Here is a 21,733-nt window from a genome sequence, read left to right as displayed (position 1 = left end):
TTTCATCGCGACAGTTGCCGATCGCGCAACACAGAATTGTCATCAAGCCAATTGATAGCCCCCTAACGAAAGGCGCATGCTAGGGGGCTTTCGCTCGGCTTATATCATTCCGAATGATAGTTACCTTCGTGTCATTCGATTCGTTTTGCTATCGACCCGCCGAGCATCATCCGCCCATCTTCAATACATTGGCGGATGCATCCATGGAACAATCACTCAAACATTTGCGCTTCCCGTTGGCTCTGTTGGCCATGCTGGTGATGAGCGCCTGCGGCAAAACTCCGGAAACCGCGGCGGCCATGCCTGCTGCCAAGGTCAGCGTGGCCAAGGTGCTGGAACAACCGGTCAACGAGTGGGACGAATTCACCGGACGCCTCGAAGCGCCGGAAACCGTTGAAATCCGTCCGCGGGTCTCCGGCCAGATCGACGAAGTCGCCTTCACCGAAGGTGCTCTGGTCAAGAAAGGCGACCTGCTGTTCCAGATCGACCCGCGTCCGTTCCAGGCCGAGGTCCGCCGCCTCGAAGCGCTGGTTGCCCAGGCCCGTGCCAACGCCACTCGCAGTGAAAACGAAGCCGGCCGTGGCGAACGCCTGCGTGCCAGCAACGCCATCTCCGCCGAACTGGCCGACTCGCGTACCAGCGCTGCACAAGAAGCCCGTGCGGCTGTTGGCGCGCTGCAAGCGCAACTGGACCTGGCCAAGCTGAACCTGAGCTTCACCCGCGTCACTGCGCCAATCAGTGGCCGCGTCAGCCGTGCCGAGATTACCGCCGGTAACCTGGTGACCGCCGACACCACCCCGCTGACCAGCGTTGTGTCCACCGACAAGGTCTACGCCTACTTCGACGCCGACGAGCGTGTGTTCCTCAAATACACCCAGCTCGCCCGTCAGGGTCAGCGCGGCGCCACTACCCCGGTGTACATGGGCCTGTCCAATGAAGACGGCAACCCGCACCTGGGCCAAATGAACTTCGTCGACAACCAGGTCAACCCGAAAACCGGCACCATCCGTGGTCGCGCCGTGTTCGACAACAGCGACGGCACTTATACCCCGGGCCTGTATGCACGTCTGAAACTGGTCGGCAGCGGCACTTACAACGCCATGTTGATCAACGATGAAGCGGTCGGTACCGACCTCGGCAAGAAGTTCGTGCTGGTGATGGATGGCGACAACAAGACCGTCTACCGCGCCGTTGAACTCGGTCCGAAGATCGAAGGCCTGCGTATCGTGCGCAGCGGCCTGAACAAGGACGACACGATCATCGTCAAGGGTCTGCAACGGGTTCGCCCTGGCTCCCCGGTTACGCCTGAAGTGATCCCGATGGCCAGCGAGCAAACCATTGCCGCTCTCGCTCAACAACGACAAGCGCTGGAAGCCAGCAACCTGCCCAAAGTCGCACCTGCCAAAGGCGCGCCGGGTTCGGTTGTGAAACTGGCTGCTGCGACCCCACGCGGTTAAGGGACGACAACTCCGATGAATTTTTCCCAATTCTTCATTTCACGGCCGATCTTCGCAGCGGTGCTGTCGCTGTTGATCCTGATCGCCGGTGCGATTTCGCTGTTCCAGTTGCCGATCAGCGAATACCCGGAAGTCGTGCCACCGACCGTGGTGGTGCGTGCCAACTTCCCGGGCGCCAACCCAAAAGTCATCGGTGAAACCGTGGCGGCTCCACTGGAGCAAGCCATCACCGGCGTCGAGAACATGCTGTACATGTCCTCGCAATCCACCGCTGACGGCAAGATCACCCTGACCATCACCTTCGCCCTGGGTACTGACCTGGACAACGCGCAGGTGCAGGTGCAGAACCGCGTGACCCGGACCGAGCCGAAGCTTCCGGAAGAAGTGACGCGCATCGGTATCACCGTCGACAAGGCTTCGCCCGACCTGACCATGGTTGTGCACTTGACCTCGCCGGACAAACGCTACGACATGCTGTACCTGTCCAACTACGCGATTCTCAACATCAAGGATGAGCTCGCTCGCCTCGGTGGTGTCGGTGACGTGCAGTTGTTCGGTATGGGCGACTACTCGCTGCGGGTATGGCTCGACCCGAACAAGACCGCTTCGCGCAATCTGACCGCGACTGATGTGGTGACCGCCATTCGCGAACAGAACCGTCAGGTGGCCGCCGGCCAGTTGGGCGCGCCCCCTGCCCCGACTGCGCAAAGCTTCCAGCTGTCGATCAACACTCAAGGCCGTCTGGTCTCCGAGGAAGAGTTCGAGAACATCGTCATTCGCGCCGGCGACAACGGTGAAATCACTCGCCTGAAGGACATCGCCCGCGTCGAACTGGGCTCCAGTCAGTACGCCCTGCGTTCGTTGCTGAACAACCAGCCAGCCGTAGCGATCCCGATCTTCCAGCGTCCGGGCTCCAACGCCATCGAAATCTCGAACGAAGTTCGCGGCAAGATGGAAGAGCTGAAGAAAAGCTTCCCGCAAGGCATGGACTACAGCATCGTCTATGACCCGACGATCTTTGTGCGCGGCTCCATCGAGGCGGTGGTTCACACCCTCTTCGAAGCACTGATTCTCGTGGTTCTGGTGGTGATCCTGTTCCTGCAGACCTGGCGCGCCTCGATCATTCCGCTGGTGGCGGTGCCGGTATCGTTGATCGGTACGTTTGCGGTGATGCACCTGTTCGGCTTCTCGCTCAACGCCCTGTCGCTGTTCGGCCTGGTACTGGCGATCGGTATCGTGGTGGACGACGCCATCGTGGTGGTGGAGAACGTCGAGCGGAACATTGAACTGGGGCTCAACCCCTTCGATGCGACCAAAAAGGCCATGGGTGAAGTGACCGGCCCGATCATTGCGACAGCGCTCGTGCTGTGTGCGGTGTTCGTACCCGCCGCGTTCATCTCGGGCCTGACCGGTCAGTTCTACAAGCAGTTTGCTTTGACCATCGCGATCTCTACGGTGATCTCGGCGTTCAACTCGCTGACCCTGTCACCAGCACTGGCCGCCGTGTTGCTCAAGGGCCACGACGCGCCGAAAGATCGGTTCTCGCGAGTGCTGGACAAGATCTTCGGTGGCTGGCTGTTCCGTCCGTTCAACCGTTTCTTCGACCGCGCCAGTCACGGTTACGTCGGTACCGTGCGCCGGGTCATCCGTGGCAGCGGCATCGCCCTCTTCCTGTACGCAGGCTTGATGGTGCTGACCTTCTTCGGTTTCTCCAGCACCCCGACCGGCTTCGTACCCGGCCAGGACAAGCAATACCTGGTGGCCTTCGCGCAACTGCCGGACGCCGCGAGCCTGGACCGCACCGAAGACGTCATCAAGCGCATGTCCGACCTGGCACTGAAACAGCCAGGCGTGGAAAGCGCCGTAGCGTTCCCGGGTCTGTCGATCAACGGCTTCACCAACAGCCCGAACGCCGGCATCGTGTTCGTGACCCTGAAACCGTTCGACGAGCGTAAAGACCCGAGCATGTCCGCCGGTGCGATTGCCGGTGCCTTGAACGGCCAGTACGCCGGGATTCAGGAAGCCTATATGGCGATCTTCCCGCCGCCGCCGGTACAGGGGCTGGGCACCATCGGTGGTTTCCGCCTGCAAATCGAAGACCGGGGCAACCTGGGCTACGAAGAGCTGTACAAGGAAACCATGAACATTATTGCCAAGAGCCATAACGTTCCGGAACTGGCCAACCTGTTCACCAGCTACACCGTGAACGTGCCGCAGGTCGATGCCGCCATCGACCGGGAAAAAGCCAAGACCCACGGCGTGGCCGTCAGCGACATCTTCGACACCCTGCAGATCTACCTGGGTTCGCTGTATGCCAACGACTTCAACCGCTTCGGTCGTACCTATCAGGTCAACGTTCAGGCAGAGCAACAGTTCCGCCTCGAATCCGACCAGATCGGCCAGCTGAAAGTACGCAACAACAAGGGCGAAATGATCCCGCTGGCGACCTTCATCAAGGTCAGCGACACCTCGGGCCCGGATCGTGTGATGCACTACAACGGCTTCATCACCGCTGAAATCAACGGTGCAGCAGCCCCGGGCTACAGCTCCGGCCAGGCAGAAAAAGCCATCGAGAAACTGCTCAAGGATGAACTTCCGAACGGCATGACCTACGAGTGGACCGACCTGACCTACCAGCAGATTCTGTCCGGTAACACAGCGCTGTTCGTGTTCCCGCTCTGCGTATTGCTGGCGTTCCTGGTGCTCGCGGCTCAATACGAAAGCTGGAGCCTGCCACTGGCGGTGATCCTGATCGTACCGATGACCCTGCTGTCGGCCATCACCGGTGTGATCATCTCTGGCGGCGACAACAACATCTTCACCCAGATCGGCCTGATCGTACTGGTGGGCCTGGCGTGCAAGAACGCGATTCTGATCGTCGAGTTCGCCAAGGATAAGCAGGAAGAAGGCCTCGATCCGCTGGCCGCCGTACTGGAAGCCTGCCGTCTGCGTCTGCGGCCGATCCTGATGACCTCGTTCGCGTTCATCATGGGTGTGGTGCCACTGGTGTTCTCCAGCGGTGCCGGTGCCGAGATGCGTCATGCCATGGGTGTGGCGGTGTTCTCCGGGATGCTCGGTGTGACCTTCTTCGGTCTGCTGCTGACCCCCGTGTTCTATGTGCTGATCCGCAACTTCGTGGAGCGCAGCGAAGCTCGCAAAGCGGCCAAGGCGCAAAATCTTCAAAAGCCACTGGAGGCGCACCAATGAGTCTGAAAGTCTTCCTGCCGAGCCTGCTGGTGCTGGCCCTGAGTGCCTGCGCCGTCGGCCCTGACTACAAGACCCCGACGACGGAGGCGGCGAACATTACGTCCGCCACCGACGGCGCCGCCGGCCAGAAGAACTTCGACCGTTCGAAATTCGAAGGCATCTGGTGGCAGCAGTTCGACGATCCGACCCTTAACCAGTTGGTGACTCAATCGCTGCAAGGCAACCGTGAACTGCGCGTGGCATTCGCCCGCTGGAAAGCCGCCCGGGCGATCCGCGACGACGCCAGCAACGATGCAATGCCGACCATCACCAGCCGCGCCAGCAGCGATCTGGCCAAAGGTCAGATCCCGGGCCAGACCACCAATCGGGTCAATAGTGAACGCTATGACCTGGGCCTGGACATGGCCTGGGAACTGGACCTGTTCGGACGTATCCAGCGCAATCTGGAAGCGAGCGACGCCGACCAGCAAGCGGCCGAAGCCGATCTGTACCAACTGCAAGTCACCATGATTGCCGAACTGGTGGACGCTTACGGTCAACTGCGCGGTGCTCAACTGCGGGAAAAGATCGCGCTGGCCAACCTGAACAACCAGCAGGAATCGCGCAAGATCACCATCAGCCTGCGTGACGCCGGCGTTGGCGATCAGCTCGATGTCGAACGTGCCGATGCACGTCTGGCATCGGTCGAAGCCAGCGTGCCGCAGCTGCAGGCAGAACAGGCCCGGCAGAAAAACCGCATCGCCACCCTGCTGGGCGAGCGTCCGGACAAGCTGACCGTCGACCTGAGTCCGAAAGACCTGCCGGCGATTGCCAAGGCCTTGCCGATCGGTGATCCGGGCGAACTGCTGCAGCGTCGTCCGGACATCCTCAGCGCCGAGCGCAGACTGGCTTCGGCCACGGCGCGTATCGGTGTGGCCAAGGCCGACCTGTTCCCACGGGTCAGCCTCAGCGGTTTCCTCGGCTGGACAGCCGGGCGTGGTTCGCAGATCGGTTCCTCGGCGGCCAACGCCTGGGCGCTGGGCCCGAGCATCACCTGGGCGGCGTTCGACCTTGGCAGCGTGCGGGCCCGTCTGCGCGGCGCCGATGCCGATGCGGAAGGCGCACTGGCGACCTACGAACAGCAAGTATTGCTGGCGCTGGAAGAGTCGGAAAACGCCTTCAGTGATTACGGCAAACGTCAGCAACGGTTGATCTCGCTGATCCGTCAGAGCGAATCGAGCCGCAAGGCTGCCGATCTGGCTGAAATCCGCTACCGCGAAGGCACCACCGATTTCCTGGTCCTGCTCGACGCCCAGCGTGAGCGTTTGAACGCTGAAGACAGCCAGGCCCAGGCCGAAGTGGATCTGTATCGCGGCATCGTCGCGATCTACAAGGCCCTCGGTGGCGGTTGGCAGCCAGAAACGGTCGCCAGCAAGTAATCGTTTTTTTAAAGAGCTCCTTTGGTTGGCCGCAACCAACCAAATTTTTTGCCCCGCGTATCATTCGGTCGCGGGGCTTTTTTGTCTCTGTCTTTCATGGTTTTCCAGCACCGTGACCGTCGCGGTGGTACCGGCTCTGAGTCGGTCCTTGCCCGCGTAATCGGGATCGATGCCGATCCGCACCGGCACCCGTTGCGCCAGTTTCACCCAGGTGTAGCTGGGGTTGATGTTGGCCAGCAATCGGCTGCCCGGCGCGTTCTCCCGATCAGCAATGGCGAAGGCGATGCTTTGCACGGTGCCGCCAAATTTTTCCCCGCTCATCAGTTCGATACGCACCCGGTCGCCCTCCTCGATCCGTGGCAGCTTGGTTTCCTCGAAATAGCCGCTGACGTAAAAGGAGTCGCTATCCACCAGCGCCAGCAAGGCACTGCCGGCTACCGCGTAATCCCCCTGCCGGGTCAGCAGATTGGTGACATAACCGCTGACCGGTGCTTCGACGCGGGTGCGTTGCAGATCCAGTTCAGCCTGGGTCAATGCAGCAATCGCCAGTTGCACGTTGGCTTCGGCGAGACCGAGATTGGCCTGATTGCGCAACAGATCGGCCTGGGCCACCGCCACATCGGTGCTGGACTTCTCCCACTCTTCCCCGGAAATCGCGAACCCTTGCTTGAGCGTACGTCGCCGGCGCTCTTCACTCTGGCGTTGTTTGAGCAATGCCTCGCTGGCGACAATGGCCGCTTGCGACTGCCCAAGCGTAGCCTTGGAGACCTCCACCGAGCGTTTCGCATGCTCGACGGCCAGACTGTAGCGAGCCGGATCGATTTCCAGCAGCAACTGGCCCTTGACGACATACTGGTTGTCCTGCACCGCCAGCGTGACGATGCGGCCCGAGACATCCGCCGAGAGTGTCACCACATCCGCCCTCACCCGCGCATCCCGAGTCCACGGGGCCCGGGTGTAATGTTCCCAGGCAAACCAGCCGAGCACGATGGCCAGCAGCACCACCGCCAATGTCGTCAATCGAGTGAGCAACGTCTTCAAGGTTTCAGGCTCCCATCAGCAGAATCAGTGCGGCGCACACACAGGCATAAAGGGCGCCTTCGAACAGCGCCTCATGCCAGACAAAACGCAGGACGCCGAGCCGGCGCAAACCCCAGTCGAGCAGCAGAAAAACCGGTATGGCCAGCAACAAGGCCTGAGCGATTGGCGGCAGGTAAACGCCGCCGATCTCGAAATCAATGGGCAAGAATGGGCTCTCCTTCAGAACGGTCGGGCTGCAAATGCTCGCCATGTCGTTCCAGAAACGACACCACGATCAACAGGGCCACGCGCATGCGAAATACCGACCACAAGTGCTCATGGGTGGCGACATGCAAGGCATCCAGCTCATCGCCGAGCGCATGCAGCGTAGCCAGTAAAGGTGTCAGGCGTACATCCGGTCGGCCGGCGACGAAACGGCCGGTCTGACGCAATGCCGTCGACAGCTGCCTATGCAAATCGTCCGTAAGCAGAGCATTGTTTTGCGCCTGTTGCCTGAGCTGGTGCATGGCCACGCCCAGCGCTACACAGGCGAGGCTGATTTCATACAGGCGCTGCATGTCCCGTTCGTTGGCGGCCGGCAACACGCCCAGCATCGAGGTCAGGCGATCAACCATGCGGCTTTCGAAGGCGAATTGCTGTTCATCGGTGGCCGGGCTCTTGGTCAGTTGGTAGACCTGCTCCCGCGCTTCGTTGTAAAAGCGCCGGATGCGCAGAGCCGGGCGGAACGGGAAAATCCAGGCATAAACAATCAGAGCCAGCATCGCCGCACTCACGTAGGCTCCGGCAAATTCGAACCATTGAATTGCGGTGTTCTGCCCGGTGCCGACGTTCTGCGGCCCGAGCATCAGGAAACTCGACAGCCCCAGGCCCATGCCGATACCGGTGGTGGCCGGGTTGGCCAGTCCGACCGCGATCACATACAGCAGAGGCGCGAGCAGCAAGGCCAGCATTTCGAAATCACTGATCGCCGGGACCAGCATGAATTGATAGAACGCTGAGACGACCAAGGCCAGTCCCAATCCTCGGGCGTAACTCTGTGCAGCGATCAAGGGACGCGGAAATGTCGCCATCAACGAACACAGAATCCCCACCAGAATCATGCCGCCGCGCGCGCCGTCCCAAGCGGTCTCGATCCAGATCAGCCCAGCCACCAGCAACGCACTGAAAGCGCGGATGGCATTCATCGTCGCGAGGGTGAAATCCAGGTGCAAGGGGCTGGACTGGCCACGAAACATGCAACTGGCTTCGCGTCCTTCCTGTATCGCGTCGCTCAGTTCGAGAATCTGCTCCAACTGCTGCAACAGCCGCGCCTGCTCCCAGCGCAGTGCCCACGCCAGCGAACGCAGGGTTGCACTCATGTCTTCGGTCAGTTGTTCGGCCCTGTAGGCGAGCCCTTCGAACTGCTGTTGCAGCGCGACGAACTGGTGCCGCGCCTCTGCCGGCAATGAGCGCCCTTGCAGTGCGAGCTGGTCGAGCAGTGCCAGTTCTTCTGCACGCAATTGCTGGATCTCCAGCGGCAGATCGCCCTCCCATCGCTCGGTGAGCAGCTCCCGCTGGTGACGCAGCGCGGTCAGGCGTGAGGTCAGCAGCATCAGTTGATTACCCAGCAACAGCACCAGATTGTTGGCACTGCGCAGACGCGGGGCGTCGAAATACAAATGCCGGCGCAGGCCTTCAAGGGCGCTGATTTCCCCCAACAACTGCATTTGCCGGCGCTGAAAGTCCGCTTCGCTTTCTTCGGTGCGAAGTACAGCGGCGGCATGGGTGGCAACCAGCCTGATCACCTGATCGACCTTTGCAAAATAGTTGCGCGACACCGCCTCGGGCCGCGCCGTCAACAGACTGACAACGCACACGCACGCTACCGCCAACAAGGTTTCGGTGACCCGGGTCACCGCCAGCAAAAAGGTGCCGTCCTGATCCGGAATCGCCAGCAGCGCCACTACCACAGCGGTATATCCGCTAAGCACGAACGCCTGGGAACTGGTGTAGCGCAGTAGCGTGCCGCCCGCCGTGCACAGCGCCAGCCATAAGGCCAGGGTCGTGATGAACGGCAACGGCGCCTGGGGAAAAATTGCCATCAGCACCACCGCCACCACCGCGCCAAGGGTCGTCCCGATGATTTGCCCGAAGCTGCGTGCCAGCGCCATCCCGGCCAGTGGCTGGCTGATGATAACGACGGCCATGATCGACCACTTCGGTTGATCCAGATCGAACAGAAACGCCAGGTACAAGGTCAGCAATCCGGCGACGATGGTGCGCAGACCAAACAGCAGCACTGCCTGACCGGGGTGGATCAGCGCCTTGAAATAAATGAGCAGGGACTGCATGGATAGCCTCGTCGAAACAACTTCTGCAAGCGTAGTCACTGTATTAAGGATTTGATGGTTTACGGGAGCCACAAAGCTCGTAGGGCGTTTCAGCACTTGTAGTAGGTCATATCAGGCACAGTGTTTGACTCACGGCGCGAGCTGACAGAAGCTTGCGACCTCCGCTGCAAAACGAAATTTTCGGAAATTCGCATGCCTCAGTCTCGCCGCTATTTGCTCATCAGCCTCGGCCTTGCGCTGGTCCTGATCGTCGCCTGGCTGTCTTTGCGCAGCACTGCGCCGGTTGTGCCGGAAGCGATCAAACACGGTTACAGCGAAGCGCTGGCCGCCGCGCGTGCTGGTCAACCGGGGGCTGCGCGGGTTTTATACCAACAGCTGGGGCGCCCGGATCTGTCGGTCAAACGGCGTGTCTGGCTGCACGCCGAGCTGCCCAACTACCCGAGCCCGCAGGCCTTGAAACTGGCGGACGCCGATCTGCAAAACGAATCGCCGGACGTTCGACTGGCCGCAATCAAAAGCGTGACGGGCCTGGTGCCTGGCGGTCAGCGCAGTTTGCTGTTGGGCCCGTTGCTCGATGATGAAGATCAAACCGTACGCTTTGCTGCAATCAACGCCCTGCTCGGTTTGTCTCCGGATCAACTGGGCCTGTATTTCGCGCCGTTGCAGCAAGGCATCGACATGTGGAAAGAGGCGCTCAAGAGCCAGCCGGAAAGCGCCGCCAACTATGCCCAACTGGCGCGCCTGTATCTGCACAATGCGGAGTTCAAGCAGGCGCAGCAAGCGTTGGAGCAGACCCTGCGCCTGGATCCCGGCAATCTGCCGGCGTTGGTGATGCAGATCGAAGTACTCGATCGCCAGGGCCAGAGCGACGCCGCGCGTCAGTTGCTCGCCCGACAATTGAAGGCCCAGCCCGATTCGGCTTATCTGCAACATGCCCTGGGCCTCTGGCTGCTGCATCACGATCAACGCGAGTACGCCCTGCTCGGTTTGTCCAAAGCCGTAGAACTCGAGCCCGACAACAAGGACTACCGCTACGACCTTGCTACCACCCTGCACAGCGCCGAAGAACTGGAGGCGGCGCAAAAGCAGTTGCAGGAAATCGTCCAGCGTCACCCCGCCGACCGCAAGGCGCGGGTGTTGCTGATCAACTACTGGAAAGAAAGCGGTCAGTTGCAGAACGTGCAGATTCTGCTGGCCCAACTCGAACAGATGAACCCTGACGATCCCTCGTTGCAGCAAGGCCTCTAGCGCCTTTCAAGACACATCCAGCAAGAAACTCGGAACCGCCGACTCGGCAAAAGGTCAAGTAATCAGGCAGTGCCAAACGGCGTCCGGCGCCCGCTGCCTCGTTTTCCCTAGTCATGAGAGGGCATTTTTTGTCTACATCGAACGCGTTGATCAGTGCAAAAGCCGCCACCGGCATCGAAGGGCTGGACGATATCCTCGCCGGTGGCCTGTCCCGCAGTCACGTTTTCTTGCTGGAGGGTGAGCCTGGAACCGGTAAAACCACGGTCGCGTTGCATTTTTTACTGGCCGGCGCCCGTGCCGGTGAGCGATCTTTGTACATTACGCTCTCCGAAACCGAGCATGAGCTGCGTCAGGGCGCGGCCTCCCACGGATGGGAGCTGGGCGAAAATATCGAAATTTTCGAGCTGACTCCCCCGGAAAACCTGCTCAACGCCGAGCATCAGCAGAGTCTCCTGTATTCTTCGGATCTGGAGCTGGGCGAGGCGACCAAACAGATTTTCGAGGTGGTCGAACGCTTCAAGCCGACCAGGGTGGTACTCGACAGCCTTTCAGAGATTCGCCTGCTCGCGCAAAGCTCCCTGCGCTACCGTCGACAGATTCTGGCAATCAAGCATTACTTCGTGCGCTATGACGCCACGGTGCTGCTACTGGATGACCTGACCACCGAATCCCTCGACAAGACCGTGCACAGTGTTGCCCACGGCGTGATCCGGCTCGAGGAATTAACGCCCAACTACGGCGCCGAACGCCGTCGCGTCAGGGTGGTCAAGTATCGCGGCCAAAAATACCGCGGCGGCTATCATGACTTCACCATCATGGGTGATGGCGTGCATGTTTTTCCCCGTCTGGTGGCGGCCGAGCATCGGGGCGATTACCCGCGTCTGCAGCTGTCCAGCGGAATAAAAGAAATGGACGCGCTCTTGGGCGGTGGCATCGAAACCGGCTCCAGCACATTGATCCTGGGCCCGGCAGGCACCGGCAAGTCGTTGATCTCGATGATCTTCGCGGCCGCAGCGGTGTCACGCGGGGAAAAAGCCGCCCTGTTCATCTTTGATGAAGAGCTGGAGCAGCTGTTCGAGCGCATGAAAAACATCGGCATCGACCTCAAGGCTCTGCGAGCGTCCGGCAACCTGCTGATCGAACAGGTCGACGCCGCCGAACTTTCCCCCGGCGAGTTCTCCCATCGTGTGCGGCGCTGCGTCGACGAAAGAGACATCAAGACCGTGGTGATCGACAGCATCAACGGTTATCAGGCCGCGATGCCGGAAGAAAACGCCTTGGTGCTGCACATGCACGAACTGTTGCTGTACTTGAACCGCAAGGGCGCCGCGACCTTCATGACCGTCGCCCAACACGGTCTGGTTGGCGACATGCAGGCGCCGGTGGACATCACCTATTTGGCCGACACCGTAATCCTGCTGCGCTACTTCGAAGCGATCGGCAAGGTGCGCCGAGCCATCTCGATCATCAAGAAACGTACCGGCAGCCATGAATCGACCATTCGCGAATACCGCATTTCCACGAAAGGCATGACCATCGGCGAACCACTGGAAGCCTTTCAGGGGGTGCTGCGCGGCGTACCGACCTACCTCGGCGCGAGCAATCCGCTGCTTAAGGACGATTTCTTGTGACAGTCACCGTACCACTGTCGGAACGGGCGTTGATCCTCGCCCCCCTCGGGCGCGACAGTCAGGTTGCGCTGATGATCCTCAACGAAGCGGGCTACGGTGGCCTGATCACTCCCGACCTCAGAACGCTTTGCACCGAACTCGAACCCGGTGCCGGGTTGCTGTTGATTGCTTCCGAAGCCTTGCTGGGCCCGGATCTGGAAACCCTGCTGGCGTATCTGGATCAACAGCCCGCCTGGTCGGATCTGCCGATTGTGTTGTTGACCCACCACGGAGGATCCCAACAGGGACCCTCGTCGCAGTTGAGCAAATTGCTGGGCAACGTGACGTTTCTTGAACGTCCTTTCCATCCGGTGACCCTGGTCAGCCTGATCTCCACCGCCCTTCGCGGTCGACGACGACAGTACGAAGCCCGCGACCGCCTGATCGATCTGAGCGAGAGTGAACGACGCCTGCAATCGACTCTGGAAACCCTCGAGCAACAAGTCGAAGAACGCACCGCCCAGCTGCGGCACAACGAGGAAGCGCTGCGCCAGTCGCAGAAAATGGAAGCGGTCGGGCAATTGACCGGCGGTATCGCCCATGACTTCAACAATATGCTGACCGGCATTATCGGCAGCCTCGAGTTGATCCGCCGTCGACTGGCGCGTGGCCGGACGGAGGATCTCGACAGCCTGATCGATCTCGGCGTGACCTCGGCCAACCGCGCCGCCGGCCTGACTCATCGCCTGCTGGCTTTCTCCCGACGCCAGTCCCTGGACTCCAAAGCCGTAAAAATGAACGATCTGGTGCAATCGATGGGCGAGTTGCTGCAACGCAGCCTCAACGAAAGCATTCATCTGGACATGCGCCTGCACCAGGAGCTATGGGTAGCCGAGGCCGACCCCAATCAACTGGAAAGCGCCCTGCTCAACCTGGTTATCAATGCCCGCGACGCTATGCCCGACGGCGGCAATCTGGTAGTCGAGACGAGCAATCAGGTGCTGGGAAGCGATTTCACCGCCGCTTACAGCAACCTGAAGCCCGGCGATTACGTCCTATTGAGCGTGACCGACAATGGTTGCGGCATGCCCGAGAGCGTGATCAATCGCGCATTCGACCCATTTTTCACCACCAAGCCGATCGGCCAGGGCACCGGCTTGGGTCTGTCGATGATCTACGGTTTCAGCAAGCAATCCGGTGGCCACGTCTCGATCGACAGCAAAATCGACGAGGGCACTACCGTCAGACTCTATCTGCCGCGCTTCCAGGGCGAATCGTTGCCTCACGCGCCAACGCACGCGGAGCAGGCGCCCGACGCCGTGGAAGGCGAAACCGTATTGATCGTCGAAGACGATCCGGCCGTGCGGGTGCTGGTCAGTGCAGTGTTGAGCGAACTGGGTTATGGATTTGTCGAGGCCAGCGATGCCGACAGTGCCGTGCCGATTCTGGATTCGGAGCAACGCATCGATCTGCTGATCAGCGACGTCGGCCTGCCGGGCATGAACGGCCGGCAACTGGCGGAAATCGGCCGGCAATACCGGCCCGACCTGAAGGTTCTGTTCATTACCGGTTACGCTGAACACGCCGCTGTGCGCGGCGGGTTCCTTGATTCCGGGATGCAGATGATCACCAAGCCGTTCACCTTCGATCTGCTGACGGCGAAGGTGCGGGAGATGATTCGCGGGTGACGCTTTGCTGCTTGTCCATCCTGACGGACGGTAAATTCTCATAAGCGGCCAACTGTGCAGCATAGGCCGCTTTTTCATGCTTGAAACCTGTCAACTTTGACAGCTGTTCAACTGCACTTGCCCCTGTTTGAATCACTCACCTAAATGCTTTTTGGTTCTCCCTTCGAGAGAGCTGTTCTCTCAAAAAACGCCCTATAGCATGAGAGGCAAAAAAATGAACAAGCACTGTTTACTGGCATTGGTGTTTGTATTGACTTTGGGGGGGTGTGAGAGCCGGGAACAAGCACAGGTAAAAGAACCTGAAAGCACAATGGGTGCTGTCAATACGATTTCCAGTTCTGCGCAAACAGGCAGACAGGTTGCGTCTGATCTGACCGCACGTTACAACGACCTCAGACGCAATTGTGGCTCCGAATCGATGCCCTCCTTTCTATGCACAGGGATTGTCCTGCGTTCGACCGTACCCTCGTTCACAAACGCATATTCCACCTGGAATCCTAGCCCCCACTCACAAACAAGTGGAGGCGTGTCGTTTACCTACCTGAGAAAAGACATGAAGTTCAAAAGCCTCGTTTTTGGACAAACCAGCGGGTTTATTTTCTACCCGGTTCTGTCCCGTCCGGTAGGCAGCCGACAAATTCAAATTTTGTGTGCCTACCCGCGGGATGGAGCAACGCAGTTGAGAGAAAAGCCTGGTTGTGGAGCACACCCTTATTCACCTGACAGGAGTCGTCGTTGCCAAACCATCGGCATCACCACCGCAGAGCAGTGGGTGGCCAATATCAACTCTGGAAAATGGAACATATGTCCATTCGATGTTCAAGACTCAATGAACAACCTGGCGGCCGATTCGTTTTATCAGACCATTCGCGCGCACAACCTGAAAAACTACTTCGCAGGTGCATACGACTACAGTGAATTGATTCTCGCCAACTGGCCACAAAATATCCCGGAAGAACTTCCCATTGAGGCGTTTTACTACCTGCCAGGTGGACTGGCGGGCGCTCAGCATGATCAAAAGGATTTCTTCAACAAGACGGGAGGGAAAGTCGTCCCGATCATAAAGCTGACGTTACCCGCTACGACTGATGCCGATGCTGCGTTCACCTACAGCGCTGCGGATCAGGTTCATTAGCAATACTGGCGTGCTGCGATCTTGCATCGCAGCACGCCTCAGGCCAACAGTTCCTGGATCTTCTCCTGCAACACATCCAGATCGAACGGTTTTTCCAGGATCGGCGCCCGGCGGGTGATGGGGCTGCCGGTCTCGCGGATTTCCTGCGGATAGCCGCTGATGAAAATCACCTTCAGATCAGGGCGCAATTTGACGGCGGGCTCGGCGATCTGCACGCCGGAGATTCCGCCAGGCAAGCGGAAATCAGTAATCAACATGTCCAGATGCGGCTTGCTCGCCAGAATCTCGAACGCCTGCTCGCCGTTCTCGGCCTGCAATACGCGATAGCCCTGCCCTGACAGATAGTCTGTCAGCACCATCAGGATCACCGGTTCGTCCTCGACGACGAGTACTACATCTTGTGCATCTACGCTCATGGGAAGCCTTTGTTCGGTCAATAGCTGCTGATACGACCGTGCGGTCACTCAGAGGTTGCGTTTGTTTCGCCGTTTTCCTGGAGCGGCAGACAAACGCGAAACAGGGCGCCCTCGTTGATCTTGCTTTCGACGACGATGAAGCCGCCATGGGCGGCGACGATCTGTTCGGAGATGAACAGACCCAGTCCGAGGCCGGCCACCACCGTCTTGGCGGAGACCCGTTCGAACTGTTGAAAAATGCGTTTCTGATTTTCCTCGCTGATGCCGATGCCGTGATCCTGAACCTCGACCCGTGCGTGGTTGCCCTGGCGATAGACGCGCACCTGAATCGGGCTTCTAGCGCCATAACGCAAGGCATTGGTCAGCAGGTTGGAAATCACCTGTTCGATGCGAAACTCGTCCCAGCAGCCTTCGACCGGACTCTCCGCTTCGAAGGAAACGGTGGTTTCCGCCGCCTCGATCTGTTGCGCAAAGTTTTGCAGCAAGTTGCTCACCAACTGCGCGAGATCGAAGCGACTCGGTCGAATCGACAGCTTGCCGGTGCGGATCCGCGAGACGTCGAGCATGTCCTCGATCAGCCGGATCAGGCTTTTGATCTGGCGTTCGTCGCGGTCAACCATCGCGTGCATTTTGTCGAGGGTGAACGCGGCGGCGTTGTCCCGGGCCAGATGCATCTTGCGCAACTGGGTTTCGAGGATAAGACCGTTAAGGGGCGTGCGCACTTCGTGGGCGACGATCGACATGAAATCGTCACGCATGCGTACCGCCTGCTCCAGTTCGCCCTGGGTTCTTTGCAGTTGCTGAAGCAGCGCCTCCTGTTCGCGACGACTCTGCTCCAGCGCTTCGACCTGTTGCTTCATCGCCTTGCTCTGGCGGTACAGATCGACAAACACGTTCACCTTGCTTTTTACCGCATGGATATCCAGCGGCTTGTGCAGGAAGTCCACTGCCCCGCTTTCGTAGCCTTTGAACGCGTAATTGAGTTCGCGGCCAGCGGCGCTGACGAAGATGATTGGAATGTTCTTGGTTTTCTCGGTACCGCGCATCAATTCGGCCAGTTCAAAGCCGTTCATGCCGGGCATTTGCACGTCAAGAATGGCCATGGCGAATTCGTGTTGCAGCAGCAGCGACAGTGCTTCGTCCGCCGACAATGCTTTGTAGACGGTGCGATCCTCACGTTTGATCAGCGCTTCGAGGGCCAGCAGGTTCTCGGGCAGATCGTCGACGATCAGCAGTTTTGCCTGGATATTACTCAGCATGCGATTCGTTCCAGCTCGACAAGCAGACGGCCGATGCCGTGTATGGGAAGTATGTAATCCGGTTGATGCGTTTTCAGTGCCGCGCGAGGCATGGTATCGACCTGTGCGTCATCCGGATCCTGCACGACGGTCAGGCCGCCCCGGCGTTTGACCTGGGCCAGGCCTCGCGCGCCATCATGGTTGGCGCCGGTCAGCAGCACGGCGGCCAGCGCCGGCCCGTAGGCATCAGCGGCGGATTCGAACAGGAAATCGATCGAAGGCCGCGAATGATGCAAACGGTCTTCAAGGCTCAGCGACAGGCTGCGATCCTGCTCCACCGACAGGTGATAACCCGGCGTGGCGAAATACACGGTGCCGGGCATGATGTCCTGTTTGTCGATGGCTTCAGCGACCGGCAGCGCCAGCCGCCGGGCGAATACCTCGACGAGCTGACTGCGACGCTCTTCCGGCAGATGCAGCACGATGATGATCGGCAGCCCGAACCCGGCCCGCAGCGAACCAAGCAAGGTCAGCAACGCCTCGACGCCACCGGCGGAAGCTCCGACCACAATCGCCTCGACCCGAGGCAAATCCGCGGCACTGTTCATGATTTGCGGTAAATCCGTTCTTGTTTAACCAGGGGTTCGAACTGGTTGGCATAGCCTGAGAAGTCGAGTGTTTCCTTGCTGCCCAGCACCAGGAATCCACGGTGACACAACGATTCATGGAACAACCCGAAAGCTCGATCCTGAAGTTTTTTATTGAAGTAAATCAATACATTACGACATGAAATTAATTGAGTTTCGGAGAATACGCTATCGGTCGCCAGGCTGTGATCGGCGAACGTAACGTTCTCACACAGGCTCTTGTCGAAAATCGCGTAGCCATAGGCCGCAGTGTAGTAGTCGGCGAACGAACGCTGGCCGCCTGCCTGCTGATAGTTGGCGGTGTAGGCACGCACGTTTTCCATCGAAAAGATCCCTTGCTTGGCCTTGTCCAGCGAGCGCGGGTTGATGTCGGTGGCGTAGATGATCGTACGATCAAGCAGGCCTTCTTCGCGCAGCAGGATCGCCATCGAGTAGACCTCCTCGCCGGTACTGCAACCGGCGATCCAGATCTTGATCGACGGATAAGTCTTGAGCAGCGGCACCACTTCCTGACGGATCGCCAGGAAGTGCGATGGATCGCGGAACATCTCGCTGACCGGGATCGTCAGCAATTGCAGCAACTGCATGAACGCCGTCGGGTCATGCAGGACTTTCTCCTGCAAGGCCGAGATGGTCGCGCACTCGAACTGGCTCAACGCATGTTGCACACGGCGCTTGATCGAGGCGCCGGAGTAATCGCGAAAATCGTAGCTGTACTTGAGATAAATCGCCTCGATCAGCAACCGCAGTTCGATTTCACTGTTCCGCTCAACGGAATTACTACGTTCCACTAAATGCGTTCCATCTTGGGTAACCACACGCGAATCAGCGAGAACAGGCGATCCAGGTCAATGGGCTTGGCCAGGTAATCATTGGCACCCGCCTGCAGGCAGCGCTCCTGATCGTCCTTCATGGCCTTGGCCGTCACCGCGATGATCGGCAGCTTGCGCCAGCGCGGATCCTTGCGGATTTCCATGGTGGCTTCAAAACCATCCATTTCCGGCATCATCACGTCCATCAGCACCAGGTCGATGTCCTCGACTTCATTCAGTTTTTCAATCGCTTCGCGACCGTTTCGGCCAATCACCACGACTGCACCCTTGGTTTCCAGCGCACTGGTCAGGGCGAAAATGTTACGTACATCGTCGTCCACCAGCAGCACCTTGCGTCCTTCGAAGACCTTATCGCGGCTGCGGGCGGTCTTGAGCATCTTCTGCCGTTCATGGGACAACTGCGATTCGACTTTGTGCAGAAAGAGTGTGACCTCGTCCAGCAGACGTTCCGGCGAGCGTGCGCCCTTGATGATGATCGAACGCGAGTACTTGCGCAGTTCGGCTTCTTCGTCGCGGGTCAGATTGCGCCCTGTGTAGACAATGACCGGCGGGAACGAGCAGATGTCCTCGGTGGACATGCGCTTGAGCAGATCGTTGCCAAGCATGTCCGGCAGCTTCAGATCGATGACCATGCAATCGAAGATCGTCGTGCGCAGCAGCTCCAGTGCGTCCTGCGCCAGGCCTACAGCGGTGATTTCGATGTCGTCATCGCCGATCAGGCGGGCAATGCTTTCCCGCTGCAGATCGTCGTCCTCCACCAGCAGCACACGTTTGACCTTCTGCGTGAGCTTGGCTTCGAGACGGGCAAACACGTCCTTGAGCTCTTCGCGAGTGGTCGGCTTGACCGCGTAACCGATGGCGCCCATGTGCATGGCCGCTTCGACGCGGTCTTCCACGGAAATTACGTGCACCGGGATGTGCCGGGTCTCGGCGTGTTCTTTCAGACGCTGCAGGACGGTCAGGCCCGAGTGATCCGGCAGGCGCATGTCCAGCAGGATCGCGTCCGGCACGAACTCTTTGGCCAGGTCATAACCTTCGTCGGCACCGTGGGCAACCAGGCATTGATAGCCCAGTTCATGGGCCAGGTCATAGAGGATGTGGGCGAAATTCGGCTCGTCTTCCACCACCAGAATGCAGCGGGTATCAAACGGCGCTTTATTGCGGTCATCGTTGAAACGTGGAATGTCGACAGAGGCCAGCGGCGAAACCGTCACGGCGGGTGCAGTGACCGGAGCGGCAGCGGGCGGGCTGAACGTCAGCGGCGCGACCGGCGCGTCGCCCGGCTCGCGGTATTGCTGCGGCAGCACCAGGGTGAAGACACTGCCCTGCCCCGGCGCACTGGTGACGCTGATCGAACCACCCAGCAGCGTCGCCAGATCCCTGGAAATCGACAGACCCAATCCGGTGCCGCCGTATTTGCGGTTGGTGGTGCCGTCAGCCTGACGGAAGGCCTCGAAAATGCTTTCCTGTTGATCCGCTGCGATCCCGATCCCCGAATCGCGCACGATAAAGGCAATGTGATCGTCCGGCTGGCCGGCGATGGTCAGGCTGACCGTGCCCTGTTCGGTGAATTTCACGGCGTTGGACAGCAGGTTCTTGATCACCTGCTCCAGACGCTGGCGGTCGGTAAACAAGGTGATGGGCGCATCGGGCTGCAACTCGACGGTGAACGTCAGTTTCTTGTCCGCGGCCAGCGGTTCGAACACGCTGCGCAGGCCGTCGGCCAGGCGCGCCACGCTGGTGTTTTCCGGCATCACCTCGAGTTTGCCGGCTTCCACCTTGGAGATGTCGAGAATGTCGTTGATCAGGTTGAGCAGATCGTTGCCGGCAGAGTAGATCGACTCGGCGAACTTGACCTGCTCGGCGCTGAGATTGTCCTGCGGGTTTTCTGCCAGCAGCTTGGCCAGAATCAGCGAACTGTTCAGCGGCGTGCGCAGCTCGTGGGACATGTTGGCGAGGAATTCAGACTTGTACTTGCTCGAGCGCTGCAACTCTTCGGCGCGCTCTTCGAGCTGCACCTGGGCCAGATTGAGCTCGGTGTTCTTCTGGTCCATGGCGTCGCGCTGCTCGGCCAGAGTCTGGGCCTGTTCGGCCAGTTGCTCGTTGGTCTGTTCCAGCTCGACTTGCTGGGTTTCCAGATGCGCCTGGGATTCCTTGAGAATCCGCGATTGCTCCTCCAACTCTTCGTTGGCGGTTTTCAGCTCTTCCTGCTGCACCTGCAACTCTTCATTGAGTTGCTGGGTTTCAGCCAGCATTTCCTGCAAACGCTGGCGATAACGCGCCGCTTCGATGGACGTGCCGATGTTGCCGGCGATCAGTTCCAGCAGCGCCACATCACGGTCGGTGAGCGGACGCAGGAACCCGAGTTCGATCACGCCGTTGACCCGCTCGTCATCACTGGTCGGCACCACCAGCACACTGTGCGGCAGGCCTTCGCCCAGACCGGAGCTGACCTTGAAGTAATCGGATGGCACCGAGTCGAGACGGATCAGCCGAGCCTGCTGGGCGACCTGCCCGACGAGGCCTTCATCGCTGTAGATCAACTGATTCTGCTGTTCCTGTTCGCGGGAGAATCCGTAAGTCGCCACGCGTTTGAGGCCGCCATGTTCCTCGCGCACATACAGCGCGGCCACGGCGGTGCCGAGGTACTGGGCGCAGAACTGCAGGATATTGCGCCCCAGCAGATTGACCGTCAGTTGCCCCAGCACTTGCTCGGCGAGCTGAGTCTGGCCGTTGCGCAACCAGGCTTGCTGTTCCAGACGCTTTGCACTGGCCTCTTGCGCCGCCAGGGTCGCGCCATAGCTTTGCGACAGGTTGAGCAGATCGCGCCGACCGACATAGGCCAACAGACCGCTGATGCCCGCCACGAACAGCAGATAAAGGCTGATGCTCCAGACCGTGGTGCGGCGCACATCCTCATTACGGGAGGCACGCAGCAACTGTTCGGTTTCAATCACATCTTCGAACTGTTTACGTATTTCGTCGGTCAGGCGCTTGCCCTTCCCCGCTTTGACCGCCGATTTGTAATCGCCACTGGCGCGTTGCAGATCGATCATCGACTGCGCATAGGTCGCCCACTCGATTTGCAGCGCCTGAAGTCGACGCAGGCGATCGGTCTGAGCCGGATTGTCCGCAGTCAGTTCGAGCAAGGTATTCAGAGCCACGGCGATGCGAGGCTTGGCCGTTTCGTACGGATCGAGGAAATGCTCGTCGCCGCTGAGCAGATACCCGCGCATTCCGGTTTCCAGATCCACGGTGAGTTTCACCGCTTCGTTGGCGTTATTGATCACCCGGTCGGTGTGCTCCACCCACTGGATCACAGACAACAAATAGGTGATCAATGAAATGAAGAACACGGCACTGATGACGCCGACGCCCAACGGCAAACTGACGTTGCGGCTCAGGAGTTTGCGAAACCGTTGCTCATCAACCGAAGACGGAGAGGACATGTGGCAGCCTTGTCGA

At 59.5% G+C, this 21,733-nt stretch carries 15 protein-coding genes; 7 read left to right on the top strand and 8 right to left on the bottom strand.

Annotation, left to right across the window (positions count from 1 at the left end):
* The first annotated feature begins 203 nt into the window (after window positions 1-203).
* From mexE to CAG25_RS07765, 3 genes are read left to right on the top strand one after another with little or no spacing between them, the layout of a single operon-like run.
* The gene (mexE, locus tag CAG25_RS07775) at window positions 204-1,457 is read left to right on the top strand and encodes a multidrug efflux RND transporter periplasmic adaptor subunit MexE (RefSeq protein ID WP_085610247.1); all 1,254 of its coding nucleotides are present in this window, start codon (window positions 204-206) and stop codon (window positions 1,455-1,457) included.
* Window positions 1,458-1,472: 15 nt separating this feature from the next.
* Complete coding sequence (locus CAG25_RS07770) at window positions 1,473-4,664, top strand: efflux RND transporter permease subunit (protein WP_064596472.1); 3,192 nt, start codon at window positions 1,473-1,475, stop codon at window positions 4,662-4,664.
* Window positions 4,661-6,082 (top strand): efflux transporter outer membrane subunit, encoded by a 1,422-nt coding sequence (locus tag CAG25_RS07765; RefSeq protein ID WP_039768284.1) that lies wholly within the window; start codon window positions 4,661-4,663, stop codon window positions 6,080-6,082. Before CAG25_RS07770 ends, CAG25_RS07765 begins: the two co-directional genes overlap by 4 nt.
* Before the next feature lie 60 nt (window positions 6,083-6,142).
* Here CAG25_RS07765 and CAG25_RS07760 read toward each other — a convergent pair whose 3' ends face one another.
* From CAG25_RS07760 to CAG25_RS07750, 3 genes are read right to left on the bottom strand one after another with little or no spacing between them, the layout of a single operon-like run.
* Entirely contained in the window at window positions 6,143-7,123 is a 981-nt protein-coding gene (locus tag CAG25_RS07760) for an HlyD family secretion protein (protein WP_085610246.1), read from the bottom strand.
* A gap of 4 nt (window positions 7,124-7,127) precedes the next feature.
* Window positions 7,128-7,328, bottom strand: coding sequence for a DUF1656 domain-containing protein (locus CAG25_RS07755; RefSeq protein ID WP_039768281.1), 201 nt, complete (start codon window positions 7,326-7,328; stop codon window positions 7,128-7,130).
* Entirely contained in the window at window positions 7,318-9,453 is a 2,136-nt protein-coding gene (locus CAG25_RS07750; protein ID WP_085610245.1) for an FUSC family protein, read from the bottom strand. Before CAG25_RS07750 ends, CAG25_RS07755 begins: the two co-directional genes overlap by 11 nt.
* A 192-nt stretch (window positions 9,454-9,645) precedes the next feature.
* Here CAG25_RS07750 and CAG25_RS07745 point away from each other — a divergent pair, with 192 nt between their 5' ends.
* The 4 genes from CAG25_RS07745 to CAG25_RS28795 all read left to right on the top strand — a co-directional run bounded on the left by CAG25_RS07745 (window position 9,646) and on the right by CAG25_RS28795 (window position 15,134).
* Window positions 9,646-10,701 (top strand): tetratricopeptide repeat protein, encoded by a 1,056-nt coding sequence (locus tag CAG25_RS07745; RefSeq protein WP_085610244.1) that lies wholly within the window; start codon window positions 9,646-9,648, stop codon window positions 10,699-10,701.
* A gap of 128 nt (window positions 10,702-10,829) precedes the next feature.
* Window positions 10,830-12,332, top strand: coding sequence for an ATPase domain-containing protein (locus CAG25_RS07740; RefSeq protein WP_085610243.1), 1,503 nt, complete (start codon window positions 10,830-10,832; stop codon window positions 12,330-12,332).
* Window positions 12,329-13,999 (top strand): ATP-binding protein, encoded by a 1,671-nt coding sequence (locus CAG25_RS07735; RefSeq protein ID WP_085610242.1) that lies wholly within the window; start codon window positions 12,329-12,331, stop codon window positions 13,997-13,999. The genes CAG25_RS07740 and CAG25_RS07735 overlap by 4 nt, the downstream gene beginning before the upstream one ends.
* Before the next feature lie 553 nt (window positions 14,000-14,552).
* Entirely contained in the window at window positions 14,553-15,134 is a 582-nt protein-coding gene (locus CAG25_RS28795) for a hypothetical protein (RefSeq protein WP_256575321.1), read from the top strand.
* Window positions 15,135-15,172: 38 nt separating this feature from the next.
* On the opposite strand, the gene CAG25_RS07725 is transcribed toward CAG25_RS28795, so the two are convergent.
* The 5 genes from CAG25_RS07725 to CAG25_RS07705 are packed head-to-tail and all read right to left on the bottom strand — an operon-like array spanning window position 15,173 to window position 21,717.
* Entirely contained in the window at window positions 15,173-15,550 is a 378-nt protein-coding gene (locus tag CAG25_RS07725; RefSeq protein ID WP_007954537.1) for a response regulator, read from the bottom strand.
* A gap of 44 nt (window positions 15,551-15,594) precedes the next feature.
* A complete protein-coding gene (locus tag CAG25_RS07720) occupies window positions 15,595-16,809 on the bottom strand; it encodes a hybrid sensor histidine kinase/response regulator (RefSeq protein ID WP_085610240.1) in 1,215 nt (404 codons plus the stop codon).
* On the bottom strand, window positions 16,803-17,396 hold the full coding sequence (locus CAG25_RS07715; RefSeq protein ID WP_064596456.1) for a chemotaxis protein CheB: 594 nt from the start codon (window positions 17,394-17,396) through the stop codon (window positions 16,803-16,805). Before CAG25_RS07715 ends, CAG25_RS07720 begins: the two co-directional genes overlap by 7 nt.
* Window positions 17,393-18,226 carry a protein-glutamate O-methyltransferase CheR gene (locus CAG25_RS07710; protein WP_064596454.1) on the bottom strand — a complete coding sequence of 278 codons (834 nt, stop codon included), beginning with the start codon at window positions 18,224-18,226 and terminating at the stop codon, window positions 17,393-17,395. The genes CAG25_RS07715 and CAG25_RS07710 overlap by 4 nt, the downstream gene beginning before the upstream one ends.
* Window positions 18,226-21,717 (bottom strand): response regulator, encoded by a 3,492-nt coding sequence (locus tag CAG25_RS07705; protein WP_085610239.1) that lies wholly within the window; start codon window positions 21,715-21,717, stop codon window positions 18,226-18,228. The genes CAG25_RS07710 and CAG25_RS07705 overlap by 1 nt, the downstream gene beginning before the upstream one ends.
* Window positions 21,718-21,733: the final 16 nt, after the last annotated feature.

The organism is Pseudomonas sp. B16(2017), from assembly GCF_002113205.1.
GTDB classification, from domain to species: Bacteria; Pseudomonadota; Gammaproteobacteria; order Pseudomonadales; family Pseudomonadaceae; genus Aquipseudomonas; species Aquipseudomonas pharyngis.
This window is presented reverse-complemented; position numbering and strand designations above follow the sequence as displayed.

Bases quoted from the DNA above. Each gene is read 5' to 3' on its own strand.
- mexE (WP_085610247.1), top strand. From the start codon at position 204: ATGGAACAATCACTCAAACATTTGCGCTTCCCGTTGGCTCTGTTGGCC.
- CAG25_RS07770 (WP_064596472.1), top strand. From the start codon at position 1,473: ATGAATTTTTCCCAATTCTTCATTTCACGGCCGATCTTCGCAGCGGTG.
- CAG25_RS07765 (WP_039768284.1), top strand. From the start codon at position 4,661: ATGAGTCTGAAAGTCTTCCTGCCGAGCCTGCTGGTGCTGGCCCTGAGT.
- CAG25_RS07750 (WP_085610245.1), bottom strand. From the start codon at position 9,453: ATGCAGTCCCTGCTCATTTATTTCAAGGCGCTGATCCACCCCGGTCAG.
- CAG25_RS07745 (WP_085610244.1), top strand. From the start codon at position 9,646: ATGCCTCAGTCTCGCCGCTATTTGCTCATCAGCCTCGGCCTTGCGCTG.
- CAG25_RS28795 (WP_256575321.1), top strand. From the start codon at position 14,553: ATGAAGTTCAAAAGCCTCGTTTTTGGACAAACCAGCGGGTTTATTTTC.
- CAG25_RS07725 (WP_007954537.1), bottom strand. From the start codon at position 15,550: ATGAGCGTAGATGCACAAGATGTAGTACTCGTCGTCGAGGACGAACCG.
- CAG25_RS07720 (WP_085610240.1), bottom strand. From the start codon at position 16,809: ATGCTGAGTAATATCCAGGCAAAACTGCTGATCGTCGACGATCTGCCC.
- CAG25_RS07715 (WP_064596456.1), bottom strand. From the start codon at position 17,396: ATGAACAGTGCCGCGGATTTGCCTCGGGTCGAGGCGATTGTGGTCGGA.
- CAG25_RS07705 (WP_085610239.1), bottom strand. From the start codon at position 21,717: ATGTCCTCTCCGTCTTCGGTTGATGAGCAACGGTTTCGCAAACTCCTG.